16 protein-coding genes and 1 other RNA gene are annotated in these 16,408 nt (G+C 62.6%); 11 read left to right on the forward strand and 6 right to left on the reverse strand.

All coding sequences use genetic code 11. The features are described from left to right. Positions 1-2 precede the first annotated feature (2 nt). The 4 genes from flgK (at position 3) to CQ007_RS12730 (ending at position 4,257) form a co-directional block, all read left to right on the forward strand. The gene (gene flgK / locus CQ007_RS12715) at positions 3-1,973 is read left to right on the forward strand and encodes a flagellar hook-associated protein FlgK (protein ID WP_105646202.1); all 1,971 of its coding nucleotides are present in this window, start codon (positions 3-5) and stop codon (positions 1,971-1,973) included. Positions 1,974-1,987: 14 nt separating this feature from the next. Beyond that, complete coding sequence (gene flgL, locus CQ007_RS12720; RefSeq protein WP_105646203.1) at positions 1,988-3,259, forward strand: flagellar hook-associated protein FlgL; 1,272 nt, start codon at positions 1,988-1,990, stop codon at positions 3,257-3,259. Between the two features lie 138 nt (positions 3,260-3,397). Continuing rightward, positions 3,398-3,709, forward strand: a complete 312-nt coding sequence (locus CQ007_RS12725) for a helix-turn-helix transcriptional regulator (RefSeq protein ID WP_105646204.1) — start codon at positions 3,398-3,400, stop codon at positions 3,707-3,709. A gap of 23 nt (positions 3,710-3,732) precedes the next feature. Further along, the gene (locus CQ007_RS12730) at positions 3,733-4,257 is read left to right on the forward strand and encodes a rhodanese family protein (RefSeq protein ID WP_105646205.1); all 525 of its coding nucleotides are present in this window, start codon (positions 3,733-3,735) and stop codon (positions 4,255-4,257) included. Here CQ007_RS12730 and cueR read toward each other — a convergent pair. Together cueR and CQ007_RS12740 are read right to left on the reverse strand one after the other, a co-directional pair. Beyond that, a complete protein-coding gene (gene cueR, locus CQ007_RS12735) occupies positions 4,254-4,655 on the reverse strand; it encodes a Cu(I)-responsive transcriptional regulator (RefSeq protein ID WP_218278878.1) in 402 nt (133 codons plus the stop codon). The two genes, CQ007_RS12730 and cueR, sit on opposite strands and share 4 nt — an antisense overlap. A gap of 25 nt (positions 4,656-4,680) precedes the next feature. Then, positions 4,681-6,435 carry a potassium/proton antiporter gene (locus CQ007_RS12740; RefSeq protein WP_371919828.1) on the reverse strand — a complete coding sequence of 585 codons (1,755 nt, stop codon included), beginning with the start codon at positions 6,433-6,435 and terminating at the stop codon, positions 4,681-4,683. Positions 6,436-6,638: 203 nt separating this feature from the next. Here CQ007_RS12740 and CQ007_RS12745 point away from each other — a divergent pair, with 203 nt between their 5' ends. After that, complete coding sequence (locus CQ007_RS12745) at positions 6,639-7,562, forward strand: AEC family transporter (RefSeq protein WP_105646208.1); 924 nt, start codon at positions 6,639-6,641, stop codon at positions 7,560-7,562. Here CQ007_RS12745 and CQ007_RS12750 read toward each other — a convergent pair. Then, positions 7,549-7,779: a DUF3820 family protein gene (locus CQ007_RS12750; protein WP_105646209.1), complete on the reverse strand. Its 231-nt coding sequence runs from the start codon at positions 7,777-7,779 to the stop codon at positions 7,549-7,551. The genes CQ007_RS12745 and CQ007_RS12750 overlap by 14 nt on opposite strands. Before the next feature lie 165 nt (positions 7,780-7,944). On the opposite strand from CQ007_RS12750, the gene ffs reads away from it, so the two are divergent. The 5 genes from ffs (at position 7,945) to recR (ending at position 12,806) form a co-directional block, all read left to right on the forward strand. Next, positions 7,945-8,041, forward strand: an RNA gene (ffs, locus tag CQ007_RS12755) — signal recognition particle sRNA small type. Between the two features lie 230 nt (positions 8,042-8,271). After that, entirely contained in the window at positions 8,272-9,678 is a 1,407-nt protein-coding gene (locus CQ007_RS12760; protein ID WP_105646210.1) for an alpha/beta fold hydrolase, read from the forward strand. A 147-nt stretch (positions 9,679-9,825) separates the two neighbouring features. After that, complete coding sequence (gene dnaX / locus CQ007_RS12765) at positions 9,826-11,838, forward strand: DNA polymerase III subunit gamma/tau (RefSeq protein WP_105646211.1); 2,013 nt, start codon at positions 9,826-9,828, stop codon at positions 11,836-11,838. Positions 11,839-11,860: 22 nt separating this feature from the next. Continuing rightward, positions 11,861-12,187 (forward strand): YbaB/EbfC family nucleoid-associated protein, encoded by a 327-nt coding sequence (locus CQ007_RS12770; protein WP_105646212.1) that lies wholly within the window; start codon positions 11,861-11,863, stop codon positions 12,185-12,187. A 19-nt stretch (positions 12,188-12,206) separates the two neighbouring features. Then, positions 12,207-12,806: a recombination mediator RecR gene (recR, locus tag CQ007_RS12775; protein ID WP_105646213.1), complete on the forward strand. Its 600-nt coding sequence runs from the start codon at positions 12,207-12,209 to the stop codon at positions 12,804-12,806. Positions 12,807-12,866: 60 nt separating this feature from the next. Here recR and CQ007_RS12780 read toward each other — a convergent pair whose 3' ends face one another. Both CQ007_RS12780 and CQ007_RS12785 read right to left on the reverse strand, forming a co-directional pair. Continuing rightward, the gene (locus CQ007_RS12780) at positions 12,867-13,154 is read right to left on the reverse strand and encodes a hypothetical protein (protein ID WP_105646214.1); all 288 of its coding nucleotides are present in this window, start codon (positions 13,152-13,154) and stop codon (positions 12,867-12,869) included. Between the two features lie 115 nt (positions 13,155-13,269). Then, on the reverse strand, positions 13,270-13,518 hold the full coding sequence (locus CQ007_RS12785) for a YheU family protein (RefSeq protein ID WP_105646215.1): 249 nt from the start codon (positions 13,516-13,518) through the stop codon (positions 13,270-13,272). A 78-nt stretch (positions 13,519-13,596) separates the two neighbouring features. On the opposite strand from CQ007_RS12785, the gene CQ007_RS12790 reads away from it, so the two are divergent. After that, a complete protein-coding gene (locus tag CQ007_RS12790; protein ID WP_105646216.1) occupies positions 13,597-14,352 on the forward strand; it encodes a sulfite exporter TauE/SafE family protein in 756 nt (251 codons plus the stop codon). On the opposite strand, the gene mnmC is transcribed toward CQ007_RS12790, so the two are convergent. Beyond that, the gene (mnmC, locus tag CQ007_RS12795; RefSeq protein WP_105646217.1) at positions 14,322-16,328 is read right to left on the reverse strand and encodes a bifunctional tRNA (5-methylaminomethyl-2-thiouridine)(34)-methyltransferase MnmD/FAD-dependent 5-carboxymethylaminomethyl-2-thiouridine(34) oxidoreductase MnmC; all 2,007 of its coding nucleotides are present in this window, start codon (positions 16,326-16,328) and stop codon (positions 14,322-14,324) included. The genes CQ007_RS12790 and mnmC overlap by 31 nt on opposite strands. Positions 16,329-16,408: the final 80 nt, after the last annotated feature.

Below are 16,408 nucleotides of genomic sequence, written 5' to 3' on the forward strand. Positions count from 1 at the left end.
GCATGGCGGATCTGTTCAGTATCGGCCTCAGCGGCCTGCGTGCAGCGCAGACCAACCTGTCAATCACCGGGCAGAACATCACCAACGTCAACACCCCCGGCTACAGCCGGCAGACCGCGGTGCAGTCCACCAGCCCGGCTAGCTTCACCGGCGCCGGCTACATGGGCAGCGGCACCAAGGTCACGGATGTCCAGCGCATCTACAACCAGTTCCTGACCAACCAGGTCCGTACCACTACCTCGGCGGCAGCGGCGAACCTGGCCTACAACATGCAGATCGAGGAGCTGAACAGCACCCTGTCCAGCACCGCCTCCGGCATCACCAGCGGGTTGCAGAGTTACTTCGATGCGCTGCAGACCGCTATCGAGGACCCGGCCAGCCTGCCGGCCCGCCAGTTGTTCCTGTCCGAGGCCGAAGGCCTGGCCGGGCGCTTCAACTCGGTACACGAGCAGCTGTCCACGCAGAACCGCTTCATCAACCAGCAGATGACCACGGTGGCACAGCAGGTAACCCGGCTGGCCCAGTCGGTGGCCGGCTACAACGATGCCATTTCCAAGGCGGCAGCCAATGGCGCGGCGCCCAACGATTTGCTGGATGCGCGCGACGAAGCCATTCGCCAGCTCAGCGAGTATGTCGGTGTCACCGTGGTGAATCAGGACGACCACAGTATCAACCTGTTCATCGGCTCCGGTCAGCCGCTGGTGGTCGGCAAGGAGGCCTCCATCCTGCAGGCCAAGCCCGGTCTGTCGGACCCGTCGCGGCTGGATATCCAACTGGTCAGCGGCAACTCGGCGCAGGATGTGACCGATCTGATAAGCGGTGGCGAACTGGGCGGCCTGCTGCGCTATCGTGATGACGTACTGGACCAGGCGCTCAATGCACTGGGGCGCATGTCGCTGGCGATCGCCAGTGAGTTCAACCAGCAGTTGGGCAAGGGCCTGGATCTGAACGGGCAGGTCGGCAGCAACCTGTTTGGTGATATCAACAGTCCGGAATACATGGAGCTGCGCAGCCGTGGCCGCGAGAGCAACCGTTCGGATGCGTCGTTGGATGTGCGCATCGACGATACCTCGCAACTGAGCACCTCGGATTACGAACTGACCTTCACCAGCGATACCGAATTCACCGTGCGTCGGGTCAGCGATAACCGGGTGCTGGGGCCCTTCGACCTGAATGCCGCCGAAGGTGAACCCGGCTATGCGGTGTTCGATGGTCTCGACCTGACCGGCCAGAGCGGCAACTTCCTGAGTGGCGACCGTTACCTGCTGACGCCGACCCGCTCGGCTGCGCAGAGCCTGTCGGTGGTGATGACCGAGCCGCAGCAACTGGCCTTTGCTTCGCCCATGGCATCCGAGGCCAACCTCGACAACCGTGGTACCGGCAATGTTGGCCAGCCGCTGCTGACCGACGGACCACAGCCGCTGGACCTGGCCAGATTGCAGGCGCTGGGGGTCGAGTTCAGCTATGCCGACAATGGTGATGGTACCGGCGTGCTGACCAGCACCAGTCCGCCGCTGAGCATCGACGTGACCCTGGGACAGCCATTCAGCTGGGAGGTCGACGGCCACACTTTCAGCATGACCCTATCCGGCAAGCCGCTGGATGGTGACAGCTTCTCGGTGGACTTCAATAGCGGGGGTGTTGCCGACAACCGCAACGCGCTGGCGTTGGCCGGCTTGCAGACCAAGCAGGTGCTGGGGCAGGGCGAGGGCGCCCGCGGTTTCTCGCTGCTCGATGGCTATGGTGACCTGGTACAGCGGGTGGCCACCTTCACCGCACAATCGCGCACCGAGACCGAGGCCAACATGGCAATGCTGACCCAGGCGACCAACAACCGCAATTCGGTCTCGGCGGTCAACCTCGATGAGGAGGCGGCCAGCCTGATCCAGTTCGAGCAGTACTACAATGCGTCGGCGCAGATCATCCAGGTTGCGCGTACGGTATTTGATACATTGATCAGCAGCATGCGCTGACAGGACTGACAATCATGCGTATTTCCACCATTCAGGCATTCAATACCGGGGTTCGCGGGATTCAGGACAACTATGCCGCGGCGGTCCGCACCCAGGAGCAGATCAGCTCGGGCAAGCGCATCCTCACCCCGGCCGACGACCCGGTGGCGTCGGTGCGGCTGCTGCAGCTGGATCAGGAAGCCAGCAAGCTGAGCCAGTACAAGGACAACCTGACCGCGGCAACCAACAGCCTGACCCAGCAGGAAGCTATCCTCAATTCCGTAAACAACGTATTGCAGCGGGTCCGGGAAATCACCCTGGAAGCAGGCAATGGCGCCCTGGATGCTGCCGGCCGTCAGGCCCTGGCCCAGGAACTGGCGGAGCGCGAGGATGAACTCTACAGCCTGCTCAATAGCCAGAACGCCCGTGGTGAATACCTGTTTGGCGGCTATCAGAGCGACAGCCAGCCCTTCGTCAAGAACCCCGACGGCAGCTATACCTACGCCGGTGACGAGGGCCAGCGGTCGATCCAGATCGGCAGCGCGAAGATGATCGCCATCAATGACAACGGCAAGCAGCTGTTCGTCGATATCGGCAACGTCAACCGGGTGGAGACCGCTGCCGATCTGGTCGATACCGGCGAAGATCGCAATGCGCGCATCTCCCTCGGTGTGGTGGAGAACAAGGGCCGCTACGATACCGAGTTCTACCCCCAGGGCAGTGTCAGCATCCGTATCACCGACGATGCCAATGGTGACGCCGCTGGCTACGAAATCCTCGATAACGACGGCAATCCCATGGTGCCGCCGGTGACCGGTGAGCTGCAGGCCAACGCCAGCGGTAGCTACGAGATCCGTTATGCTGGCGTGGTGGTGACACTGGATGGTGAGCTGGAGCCGGGTGATCAGTTCTCTATCAGCGTCGGCAGCGGTGAGCAAACGGAAAAACGCAGCGTGCTCGACAGTGTCCGGCTGCTGCGCGAAACCCTGGAAAATACCGATGACAGTACCGAAGGCAAGCTGCAGCGCCGCGACATGCTGGCCATCAGTCTGCAGAATATCGACAATGCGAAGGACCAGGTCCTGGGTGTGCAGACCAGCCTGGGTGCCCGTCTCAATGTGATCGAGTCGACCATGCTGGAAAACGATGAGGCCACCCTGATCAATACCCAGGTGCAATCCGGCCTGGAGGACCTCGACTACGCTGAGGCGCTGAGTCGCCTGAGCATGCAGAGCATAGTGCTGGAAGCGGCGCAGCAGAGCTTCGTCAAGATCAGCGGACTCAACCTGTTCAACTACCTGCGCTGAGGCGCAGGGGGATTCTCAGGTAGCGAGTCCCGTTGGACTCGGGGCGTGGCAGTCGGGCATGGGCTGTTTGCGGGTGATCGCTTGCGTGGCTTGTTATATTAGATTAATCTAATTTAGTGAATTTTCAAGTAGGTTGATATGTCTTTGAGCGGGAAGGATGCTGAGTTTTTTGCCGAGGGCGCTGCCCGAGCGGCGGCCCTGCTGCGTGCGGTGGGCAACGAGCATCGCTTGTTGGTGTTGTGTCTGCTGGTCAGTCAGGGGGAGATGACGGTAGGTGAGCTGCTCGAGCGGGTGACGCTCAGCCAGTCGGCCTTGTCCCAGCACCTGGCGAAGATGCGCGAGGAGGGCCTGGTGACCTACCGGCGCGAGGCGCAGACGCTGCACTATCGTATCGCCGACCCCAATGTGGAGCGGCTGCTGGCTACGCTCAAGGCCATGTTCTGCCCCTGATCGAGAACACGCAGGAGAGGCCCATGTCATTGAAGTCGATTTCGCCCCAGGCGGCACGCCAGTTGCTGGAGCAGGGCGCGGTGCTGGTGGATATCCGCGCTGCGGATGAATATGCCCGCGAGCACATCGCCGGGGCGCGGCATATGCCGGTCGATCAGCTCGGCGGCGGGCAAAGGCCCTTTGCCGAGGCCAGCGCCGTGATCTATCACTGCCGCGGCGGCCAGCGGACCCTGATGAATGCGACGGCACTGGCGGAGTGTGTCAGCTGCGAGGCCTATATGCTCGACGGTGGCCTTGAGGCCTGGAAACGTGCCGGTCTTGAGGTCGAAACCGACCGTAGCCAGCCGCTGGAGCTGCAGCGCCAGGTGCAGATTGTTGCCGGCTCGCTGGTTCTACTGGGTGTGCTATTGGGATACACGGTCTCGCCCTGGCTGTTCCTTATCTCTGGGTTGGTCGGGGCCGGGTTGGTCTTTGCCGGGATCTCCGGCTTCTGCGGCATGGCACGGTTGCTGCGGGTGATGCCCTGGAACCGCCGTGCTGGCGGTTAAGCCAGGCGCTCGCTGTCGGCCAGGCGGTCGAGGATCGGGCAGTCTGGACGCTCGTCACCCAGGCAGCAGCTGGCCAGTTCCGACAGGCTGTCATGCATGGCCTGCAGCCCGGCGATCTTCTCTTCCAGTTCCCGCAGATGCTGGCGCGCCAATTCCTTGACCACCGCACTGCTGCGCTCGCGGTCCTGCCACAGGGCCAGCAACTGCGCGATCTGCTCGATGGAAAAACCCAGGCTGCGGGCACGCTGGATAAAGCGCAGGGTATGCAGGTCCTGCTCGTTGAACAGCCGGTAGCCCGCTGCGGTACGCGCCGTACCGGCAAGCAGGCCGATGCTTTCGTAATGTCTGATCATGCGTGGCGTCAGACCGGTGGCCTTGGCCGCCTGGCTGATATTCACTGCTGTTGCGCTCATTGAGGACACCTCATGCCGCAGAGTCGCTGCTGTCGGCCTTTTTGCTCTGATCCTTGCCTATTTTCAGCCCAACCTTGCTGATCCATTCACCTTCGCCTTCGGTCTCCGCTACCGTCCAGGTCATACCCTGCCATTGTATGCTGTCACCCTGCACAGGGTAGCCGCCGAATTGCCGCTCGAAAAAGCCGGCCAGGGTCTGCCGGTGCATTTCGGCAGGCACCTCAAAGCCATAGAACTGGCCGATATCTTTCAGCAGCGCACCGCCATCCAGGATGAAGTCGCCGTAGACGTGCTGGTTGGCCAGATGGCGGGACGTATTCACCGTGCTGAACAGCTTGGAGAGGGAGGGAAGATCCTTGGCGCGACCGATGATGCAGAGCACATCGCCCAGCTCAAGTCGGGTGCTGCCCGACGGATGGAGCAATTGCTTGCTGCGAAATACCGCGGCGATGCGGGTGTCCGCTGGCATCTTCAGGTCGCGCAGTTGCATGCCGATACACCATTTTGGCTGCGTCAGCTGGTAAACCATCAGTTCGTAATCGCTCTCCACAGACATGTCCAGGCTGGTGCGATACAGCGGCTCGGGGCTTGGCGGCATCTCTACGCCGCACAGGCGGGCGGCAAATGGCAGACTGGTGCCCTGCAGCAGCAGCGATACCAGTACCACCACGAAAGCCACGTTGAACAGAAGCTGCGCCTGTTCCAACCCCGCGACCAGCGGAAATATCGCCAGCATGACCGGCACTGCCCCGCGCAGACCCACCCAACTGATAAAGACGCGCTCGCGCCAGGAGAAGGAGAAAGGCGCGATGCAGATCAAGACGGCAATCGGGCGCGCCACCAGGATGATGAAGAAGGCGATTGCCAGGGCCGGCAGGGCAATGTTCAGCATTTCCGATGGCGTTACCAGCAGGCCGAGCATCAGGAAAAGTCCTATCTGGCTCAGCCAGGCCATGCCGTCCTGCATATGCAGGATGTTCTGCAGGTTGCGCAGCTTGCGGTTGCCCAGCACCAGCCCGGTAATGAAGATCGCAAGAAAGCCGCTGCCCCCCAGTATATTGGTAAGTGCAAAGACCAATATCGCACCGGCCGTGATCAGCAGTGGATACAGACCGGTATCCAATGTCATCCGGTTGACCAGCCAGGTGAGGAATAGACCGCCGGCTACACCACAGATACCGCCGATGCCGAATTGCTGGATGAACATCAGCAGGAAAGACCAACTGAAGCTGGTTTCCCCTTGGGCGAGCATCTCGACCAGCGTAATGGTCAGGAAGATCGCCATGGGGTCGTTTGAAGCGGACTCGATTTCCAGCGTAGCGCCGACCCGCTTCTTCAGGTTCAGCCCCTTGCCCTGAAGCAGGGAGAACACGGCTGCGGCATCAGTGGAGCCGACAATCGAACCCAGCAGCAGTCCCTCAAGCCAGTGCAGGTCAAGCAGCCAGGCCGTGGCCAGGCCGGTAATCAGGGCGCTGATCAATACGCCGAAACTGGCGAGTGACAGGGAGGGTGCCAGTGCTACCTTGAAGTTCTCGGCACGTGTGCGCATGCCCCCATCCAGCAGGATGATGGCCAGTGCCAGGCTGCCGACGATATAGACAACGTTGGTATTGTCAAAGACGACCCCGCCGAGGCCTTCCTCGCCGGCGAGCATGCCGACTACCAGGAACACCAGCAGCAGGGGGATACCCAGCCTGGAAGACATCGAGCTGGCCAGAATGCTGATGGTCAGCAGTCCGGCACAGATCACGAACAGGCTATTCATTATTTCCATGTATGATCAGGCCCAGCAAAAAGTTTGATGGTGGATGTTATCATCCCGACCGATGTTTTTTGCATGGAAAAGGCCCGGTTGATGCAAATGCGGCTCTCGGGGCAGGGTCGGCCTGGAAGCAGGCTGGCGAATCTGACACGGCTGGTGGTTGGCGGTATCCTCTGCAAACCAGGCCAGATCATGAGGGGGGCGTTATGACGGCAGCGCTGGCTCTGCTGTACAAACTGCTGCCGCTGTATGTGACCGTGATCCTGGGCTGGCTTGCCGGGCGGTTCCTGGAGGCCCGGGGTAGCCATATCGCCGGGATCATGATGTACATCATCACGCCGTCGGTGGTGTTTGCCGGGGTGATGCGGGCGCCCTTGTCGCTGGAAGTGATTGCGTTGCCCTTTCTCATCCTCGGCCTGTGTTCGCTGATCGGTTATGCACACCTGCTGCTGGCCCGTCGCTGGGTGGGTGATGCCAGCGCCAACCTCATTCCGCTGGCGGTGGGTACCGGTAATACCGGCTATCTGGGCATCCCGGTGGCGCTGCTGCTGTTCGGCGAGCAGGGGCTGAGCATCTATATCCTGTGCATGCTCGGCACGGTGCTGTACGAAAACTCGGTGGGTTTCTATCTGGCGGCGCGGGGACGCTACAGCGTGGCCGACTGCCTGCGCAAGATGAGCCGGCTGCCGTCGTTGTACGGCTTCTTCCTGGCCGTGGCGCTCAATCTCGGTGGGATCGGCATACCCTCGATCTTCGAGCCCCTGTTCGACAACCTGCGCGGCGCCTACAGCGTGTTCGGCATGATGATCATCGGCATGAGCATTCTCAGCTTCCGCGGGCTGGCGGGTAACCTGCGCTTCACCGCATTGGCGTTCTTCGGCAAGTTCATCGCCTGGCCGTTGGTGGCATTGCTGCTCTGGTGGCTGGACAGCCAGGGGCCGCAGATCTACGACCGTCAGGTGTATCAGGCGATCTTTCTGGTCTCCATCACGCCTATTGCGGCCAACACCGTGGTCATCGCCACGCTGCTCGATCTCGAGCCGGCGCAGGTGGCCGGCAGCGCCTTGCTCAGCACCCTGGTCGCGCTGTTCAGTATTCCGCTGATGATCGCGCTGTTTATCGGTGCCTGAGCGCTGGTTTGCTGCGCAGCGGATCGAGCAGCGCTGACAGGCCGTTGTGATCGATCTCCTGCATCAATTGCAGCAGGCGCCCGATCTCGCCCTGGGGAAAGCCCTCGCGGGCGAACCAGTTGAGATAGTGGCCGGGCAGGTCAGCGATCAGCCGGCCCTTGTATTTGCCATAGGGCATTTTGCGGGTGACCAGCAGTTGCAGGTCTTCAGGTTGCATGGGTGGCCTCCGGCTGGGAAATGCCCCGATTATACCCATGCAGGATCGCCGTGGCGCACGGCCGCAGCCTCTGGCCCGTGCATTGGGCGCTATTTATGGTTGTAACTTGCGCGCAAGCCGTTACAATAGCGCGGCCCTCATATGCAGGGCACGCTATGGTGACCCTGTCGGTCCCCTCGCAATGATTCGCCGTGAACCCGGTCAGGCCCGGAAGGGAGCAGCCGCAGCGGTTATATCGTGTGCCGGGGTGTGGCTGGCAGGGTTGCCACCCATGGCGCCTTCCGCCAGTTCTTCTATTTTTGTCTTCTTGTCTTCTTGTCTTCTTCTTCGCCGCTACGCGTCGAGGCGCTTCTGTCATTTGTCCGTCTATGAGACGCAGCGCTATTCAGTGGCGAAAGGAGCATCTCTCTACTAGAGTCTCATCAGTGGTTTTGTGGTTCTCTGATCCTGTAGTCAAAGCCCTTTTTGCATAACAACAAGAAGGTCAGCGCCATGAACAATGCCCAAACCAACATCCCGGCCCGCCTGCCATGGCGTGCTTCACTCCTCCTGCTTCTCGGCCTGGGACTCCTGGCTGGCTGCCTGGGTGGTTCTGGCGGGGTGTCCTGGCCAGGTGGTCCGAAAATGCCGGATATCGATGAAGAGCGCATTCTCCCTCTCATCTTCGTGCACGGTACCGCCGGATCGGCTTCCCAGTACCAGACCCAGGCCATGCGCTTTTCCAGCAATGGTTATCCCGGTGATCATATCCTTGCGTTCGAATACAGTACCGCCTCGGAGGCCGACGTAGGGCGCGCTCTGACCGGTGGCCTGAGCGCAGAGCTGGATGCTTATGTCGATCAGGCGTTGCAGGATCTGGACGCGGAGCAGGTCTACCTGGCCTGTCATTCGCTGGGTACCGCCGTCTGCGGCTACTATCTCGCCGCGCCGGACCGGGAGGCCAAGGTGGCCGGTTATGTGGCCATCGATGGTGCTACCGGTGACAACTGCCCGGGTGGGTCCAATTGCCTGGGCGTGTTCGTCGACGAGAGCAGGGCGCTGGGCCAGCGCAATGTCTATTTCCCGGATGAGACCCATGTGCAGGTGGCCACCTCGGCAGCATCCTTTGCCGCGCAATTCGAGTTCCTGACGGGTGTCGAGCCTGAGCGCAGCACCATCCTGCCGCAGCGCGGGGAGGTGCGTATCTCCGGTCGAGCGGTGTACTTCCCCGCCAACACCGGGGCGAGTGGCACCCGGCTGCAGATATGGGAAGTGGACGAGGATAGCGGTGAGCGCCTCGATAGTGAGCCGCTGACCAGCTTCGATATCGCCAGTAACGGCGAATGGGGCCCGGTCCGGCTGGACCCGCAGGCCCATTATGAATTCCACCTGCTGCGTCCTGGGCGGGCGGAACATCATTTCTACCGCCAGCCACTGATCCGGGACAGCGCCTTCGTGCGCCTGAACACCTCACCCGCCGGCTCGCCGATCGAAACCAACACCCAGGTCAGCGATGATCATGCGGCGCTGGTCATCAGCCGCGACATGGAATGGTGGGGGAGCCGGGGGGCGGATAATGACATTCTGGAAATTTCCACCACCAGCGCGCTGTGGGGAGATCAGCCGGCGGTGAATATCATCGATACAGCCATCGGCAGCAGCCGGATCGGTATCCATGTGCACGATGACCAGGCCACGCCGGCGTTGACCACCGGTGACCCATTACCCTACTTTCCGGACCAGCCATTCCAGTGGGGGGTGGATGTCTACATGCCGGCCAGCACACCCGTCGATGGCACCATCTCGGTGGTCAGCACACCGCGGGGCGAGACTGGCAGCCAGCAGCAGCTGAATGTGCCCAACTGGGCCTCATCCAGCCACCGTATCTCATTGATATTCAACGATTACATTCAGGATTGAAATGCAGGGCCGGGGCGGCTGTGCCGTCCCGGCCATCAAGGCGCTCACCCCATGCCCCTGTGCCGCTATCGGGGAGTGTATCTCGCATTCACCGGCCCCTTTGCGGTACAGTAGCTGCTTGCAAATGACACCGGACAGCAGCCCTCGATGAGTTACCAGGTATTAGCCCGCAAATGGCGTCCGCGCCTGTTTCGTGAAATGGTCGGCCAGACCCACGTGTTGCAGGCCCTGATCAATGCGCTGGATCACAATCGTCTGCACCATGCCTATCTGTTCACCGGCACCCGCGGTGTCGGCAAGACCACCATTGCGCGGATCCTGGCCAAGTGCCTGAACTGCGAGGCGGGCGTCAGTTCCGAGCCCTGCGGTGTCTGCTCCGCCTGCCGGGAAATCGACGAGGGGCGCTTCGTCGACCTGATCGAGGTTGACGCGGCCAGCCGTACCAAGGTCGAGGATACCCGCGAGCTGCTGGACAACGTGCAATATGCCCCCTCCCGCGGGCGCTTCAAGGTCTACCTGATCGACGAAGTGCACATGCTCTCCAGCCACAGTTTCAACGCCCTGCTCAAGACTCTGGAAGAGCCGCCGGCGCATGTGAAGTTCCTGCTGGCGACCACCGACCCGCAGAAGCTGCCGGTGACCATCCTGTCGCGCTGCCTGCAGTTCTCGTTGAAGAACATGCTGCCGGAGAAGGTTGTCGAGCATCTGCGCCATGTGCTGGCTGAAGAGCAGGTTCCCTTCGATGACGAGTCGCTGTGGCTGCTGGGCCGGGCTGCTGATGGATCCATGCGTGATGGTCTGAGTCTGACCGACCAGGCCATCGCCTTCGGCAATGGCGAGCTGAAGGCGTCCGAGGTGCGCAGCATGCTCGGCACCATCGACCACGGCCAGGTCTTCGACCTGCTCAATGGGCTGGCTGCCGGCGATGCGCGTGCGTTGCTGGCGGCGGTGGCCGAACTGGCCGAGCAGGGCGCTGATTTCGCCGGCGTGCTGGCCGAGCTGATCTCCACCCTGCAGCGGGTGGCCATCGCCCAGGTTCTGCCGGAGGCGGCGGATAACAGTCTCGGTGACCAGCAGCGGGTATTGGAGCTGGCCGGACGCATCAGCGCCGAGGATGTGCAACTGTTCTACCAACTGGCGCTACACGGCCGTCGTGATCTGCCGCTGGCACCGGACCCGCGCGGTGGTTTCGAGATGGCGCTGTTGCGCATGCTGGCATTCCGTCCCGGCACCCTGCAGCATACCGGCAGCGTCGCACCGGCAGGGCTGGCGCAGAGGCCACCGACGGGCCAGCCGGCAACCGAGCCCGCGCCGGACAGCGACACGGGAAAGCCCACCGGGATCAGCCAGGCCAGGGCTGATTCCACGGAAGATCGGCCGGCAGCACAGGCATTGCCCGCTGCCGAGCCGGCCATTGTCGCCAGCGCGCCACCGTCCGCTGCCACGCCGGCGCCTGTCACGCCTGCCGTCGCTGTCCAGCCGGAGCCAATAACGGAGCCAGCGGTACAGCCGGCACCAGCCCCGCAGGTCACAACCCCAGCTGCGGTACAGCCGCTGCGTTCGGCTACACCGGTCAAGCCAGCGCCGACCGCAGTCGAGGACGAGCCGCCGGAATGGTTGCAGGGTCCGCCGCCGGACGACAGCTTCGACCCGGATACCGACGATGACGACGTGGATGTCAACCAGTACCTGGGTGACTGGCAACCGGCGGAAGACGCCTCAGCCGAGTCGGCCGCCGAGGAGGACGAGGTCAGCGACCTGCCGCCGGCGACCGGGCTGGCCGCATACTGGCTGGAAATCTACCCTCGCCTGGGGGTAGCAGGCCTGACCCAGAGCATTGCCGCCCATTGCCAGTTGGTCAGCAATGACAACGCCGTCTGGCGGTTGCATCTGGACCCGGGTCACAGCGCGCTGTACAACGAAAACCACCGCCTGCGTCTGCAGAACGCCATCACCGAACTGGAAGGCCAGTCGCTGACGCTCGAGGTAGTGGTGCAGGCGCCGGATCAGGAGACGCCGGCCGTGGCTGCCGCCCGCCGGCGCGTGGCGCGACAGAAGGAAGCCGAAGCCAGCATCCAGAGCGACCCGCTGGTACAGGCACTGGTCAATGATTTCGCGGCGCAGATCTGTGCAGACAGTATCCGCCCGGTAGACGCTTGAATAACCCTTCGAGGATAGAACCATGATGAAAGGTGGCATGGCAGGCCTGATGAAGCAGGCCCAGCAGATGCAGGAAAAAATGCAGAAGATGCAGGAAGAGCTGGCCAACGCCGAAGTGACCGGTGAATCCGGCGCCGGCCTGGTATCGGTAGTCATGACCGGTCGTCACGATGTGCGTCGGGTCAATATCGACGACAGCCTCATGACCGAGGACAAGGACGTGCTGGAAGACCTGATCGCCGCCGCCATCAACGATGCGGTGCGCAAGCTGGAAAAGCATAATCAGGAGAAAATGGCCGGCATGACCGCGGGGATGAACTTGCCCGACGGTTTCAAGATGCCCTTCTGAGCGAGCGATCCCTACCGGTATGAGCTTCAGTCCGCTGATTCGCCAATTGATCGATGCGCTGCGTGGTTTGCCCGGTGTCGGGCCGAAAACCGCCCAGCGCATGGCCTTGAACCTGCTTGAGCGCGACCGTGATGCGGCGCGTCATCTGGCCCACGCGCTGGAATCGGCCATGGATGGGGTAGGCTACTGCAGCCGCTGCCGCACCCTGAGCGAGACCGAACTGTGCGAGCTGTGCGACGACCCGCGCCGCGATGACAGTCTGCTGTGCGTGCTGCAGAGCCCGGCGGACGTATGGGCAGTGGAGATGGCCGGCAGCTTTCGCGGGCGCTATTTCGTGCTCAAGGGGCACCTGTCGCCCATCGACGGGCTGGGCCCAGAGGAGATCGGCATTCCCGCATTGCTGGAACGGGTCGAAGGCAGTGCGGTGAGCGAAGTGATTCTGGCCACCAACCCGACCGTCGAGGGCGAGGCTACCGCGCATTACATCGCCAGTCTGCTCAAGCCGCTGGGCATCAGGGTGTCACGCATCGCCCATGGTGTACCGCTGGGGGGCGAGCTGGAGTTCATCGACGGGGGAACCCTGGCCCACGCGCTGGCCGGGAGAACACTGATCGGGTGAGGGGGCTGCTTCGATCAGCGGCTTGCCCGGTTTGTCGGGAAGCCGCTCGGCGCTGAGGGTTCAGATGCCGCCAGCGGCATTCTTCTCTTCAAGCTCATGGATGATGCGATCATAGGCTTCGCAGGCGCCATGATGGCTGCGGGTAGGGTCGCGCTCCTGCAGCGCCTTCAGTTGTTCATGCAGGCGGGCGGCCTTTTCAGGGTTGCCAGCCGCGATGCGGTTGATGGTCACGGCGGTTTCTTCCGCCTTCTTCAGGGCTTCTTCCGGGGTGCATACAACAGTCTGGGCCGATGCTGTGGCAGCGCAGGCCAACAGGGCGGCAAACATCAGGGGGGAGCGCAGTTTCATCATTTACCTCGTCAAACCCGCAATGGGGTGTAAAGACCTTATATTAGTCCTTCGCTGATCATCCTCCAAGCGTCATGGCGGCGCTGCGTCACCCTGAAGCAGGGCGGCTGCCGCGTCACTCCTGATCGCCAGCGGCCTCGCGCAGCAGTTCGGCTGGGACATCCCGGCGGTTGGCCAGGCTGGTATCGCCGCTTTCGGGATGGAATACGATCAGCACCTCGCCGCGTTCGATCAGCCGCCGCAGGCGCTGCACACGCTGCTCGAGGGTGTCGTCGTAGCCATTGTCGGTGCCGTCGCGGGTAACGAAGTCCTCCAGCATGTGCTGGAACACCTCGGGGTCGAGCAGGGTGTGGGGAATCAGCATGACGTCTACTTCCTGGATGACTGTCTGGAGATGAGCCAATGATACACTGTCGGTTTTTCCGCTACGCTTCCGGTTACGATGATTACTGATCCGCTGTTCTATCTGTGTGCGATTCCTGCAGTCCTGCTCTACGGCATCGCCAAGGGTGGTTTTGGCGGCAATATCGCCATTCTTTCGGTCCCGCTGATGTCCCTGGTCATGCCGCCCCAGCAGGCGGCGACCATTCTGCTGCCGATCCTCTGCACCATGGACCTGGTGGCGCTGCGCACCTTCCATGGTCGCTGGAGCAGGCCCAACCTGCGCATCATAATACCGGCGGCGCTGGTCGGTACGCTGTTGGCCTGGCTGAGCTTCCACTGGATGACTGACGCGCATATCCAACTGATGATCGGCGTGATCGCCGTGGTCTTTACCCTGAACATCTGGCTGCGCCGGGGGGAGCCGCCGGTGCGCGGCGTCAGCGTCTGGCGTGGCGGGTTCTGGGGTATGGTGGCGGGCTTCACCAGCTTCGGCATCCATGCCGGCGGACCGCCGATCAACGTCTATCTGCTGCCGCAGAAGCTGGACAAGACCTTGCTGATGGGTACCATCGCGGTGTTCTTCGCGGTGGTCAATTTCGCCAAGATTCCGGCCTATATCCAGCTCGGGCAGTTCGACAGCGACAACCTGCTCACCGCCCTGGTGCTGCTGCCGCTGGCGCCCATCGGTATCCGCCTGGGCTTCTGGATGCTGCAGCGCGCCAACCAGGAACTGATCTACCAGCTGTGCTACATCTTCCTGTTCTTCACCGGTTGCAAGCTGCTCTATGACGGGTCCGTTGCCTTGCTGTTCTGACCGCGGATCAACTGGCGCAGCAGGAAGCGGCTGGGGTGGACGGCCTGCGCGACATCCAGAGGCAGGGGCAATGGCTCATCGCCGATCCAGGCGGCAATCAGCTCGCCGCTCAGCGGACAACTGACCAGCCCGCGTGAACCATGCCCGGCATTGATGTACAGGCCCGGATACCAGTGGGCCGGTGTCGCTGGCTGTTTTGACGCGTCCTTGCCCAGCACCGCATAGTCTTCATTGAAAGCCTGCGCCTCGGCCAGGGGCCCGATCAGCGGCAGGTAGTCCGGGGAGGTGCAGCGTAGCGCCGCGCGGGCCGCCAGGGTTGCCGGGTCCTGGCGCTGCGGTTGCAGCGCCTCGGCCAGCGCCGGCGACAGCTTGTCCAGCAACGCCAGGTTACCGAGGTTCTCCTCGGCGCTGGGTTCGCTGTCCAGTCGGTCGAAACGAAAACTCGCGCCGAGGTGATGTCGGTCCTGACGCGCCGGCGAAATGTAGCCCTCGGCGCAGAGGACAGTGCGCAGCTGCCGGCTGGGCGCGGTGGCCGGCAGCTCGGTGATCTGTCCGCGGATCGCCTTGAGTGGCAGATGACTGCTCTGATGGAAGCGTCGGCTGTCGGCGGCGCTGCAGATCACCGCCACGGTGGCATTGGCGATGCTGTGACCCTGGGCGTCGAGAGCATGCCAGTGCTGGTCGCGCTGTTGCAGTTGCAGGGCCTCGTTATTGGTCAGCAACCGGATATTCGGATGCTGCAGCAGTGCCTGGCACAGGCTGGGCGGGTTGACCCAGCCGGCGCCGGGAAAGAATAGCCCCGGTCGTTGCACGGCCAGTCCGGCGAGGGCGCTGGCCTGTTCGGCATCGACGCTGTGCAGGAAGCTGTGCGGATAGTCCTGATCGGCCAGCGCCAACTGCCGCTGGCGTTCCTTGTCATCGGTGCTCAGCTGCAGCACGCCGCAGGCAGCCCAGGTGCTGTCACCCTGGGGCAGCACCTCGTGCAGCAGGCGCAGGCAATAGGTGTAGCTGGCCTGGACGAAGCGTGACAGTGGCGTCTGGTGTGGCGACAGCTTGCAGTAGAGAATGCCCTGGGTGTTGCCCGAGGCTTCGGCGGCGGCAGTGGCGTGGCGCTCGATGACGGTGACCTGCCAGCCACGCCGGGCCAGGGCGAAGGCGGTACAGCATCCGGATAGTCCTGACCCTATGATCAGCGCACGGCGTTCGCCATCCGGCAGGGTGCCGGGCCGCTGGTACCAGGGGGCGCTCCAGTCCGTTTCTGGCAGGCCCTGCATACGCCCGCAGAGCATTTCGCGCTTGCGCCCATAGCCCTTGACCTTGCGCATGTCGAAGCCAGCGGCCTGCAATCCGCGCCGCACATCGCCGACGCTGGTGAAGGTCGCCACCGTGGCTCCGGGACGGGATAGCCGCGCCATCTGCTGATACAGCGCCGGTTGCCACATATCGGGATTCTTCGCTGGAGCGAAGCCATCGAGAAACCAGGCGTCGACCTGGGCATCGAGTTGCGGCAGGGTGTCCAGCAGGTCGCCGACCAGCAGGGTCAGGGTGACCCGGCCGGCGGCCAGGGAAAATTGCTGCCAGCCGGCCGTCAGGTCACTGTATTGCGCCAGCAACTGGCTGGCCCAGGGCTGCAGTTCGGGCCAGAGCGCCAGGGCGCGCCGCATGTCTTCGCTGCTCAGTGGGTATTTTTCGCTGCTGATGAAATGCAGCCGGGCATCGGCGGGTGCCAATTGCTCCCAGCGTTGCCAGGCACAGAGAAAGTTCAGGCCGGTGCCGAAGCCGGTTTCGCCGATACAGAAGGTTGCGCCAGGGGGCAGGGCGGCCCAGCGTTGATCGAGATCGTTGTGCTGCAGGAACACATGGCGGGTTTCTTCCAGCCCCGACTCGCGGGAGAAATACACATCGCCGAAGTAGGTGGAAAAGGGCTGTCCGTCATCCGACCAGCTCAACTCTGCAAAGGGTGGTGAGGTTTTCACGGGATCTCCGGCGCATACTGAAGCCGGCTATTGTAACCGTGAAAGGACGTTCACCCCATATTGGGCAGAATCAGCAGCAG

It is taken from the genome of Pseudomonas sp. MYb185, assembly GCF_002979975.1.
Taxonomy (GTDB): domain Bacteria; phylum Pseudomonadota; class Gammaproteobacteria; order Pseudomonadales; family Pseudomonadaceae; genus Halopseudomonas.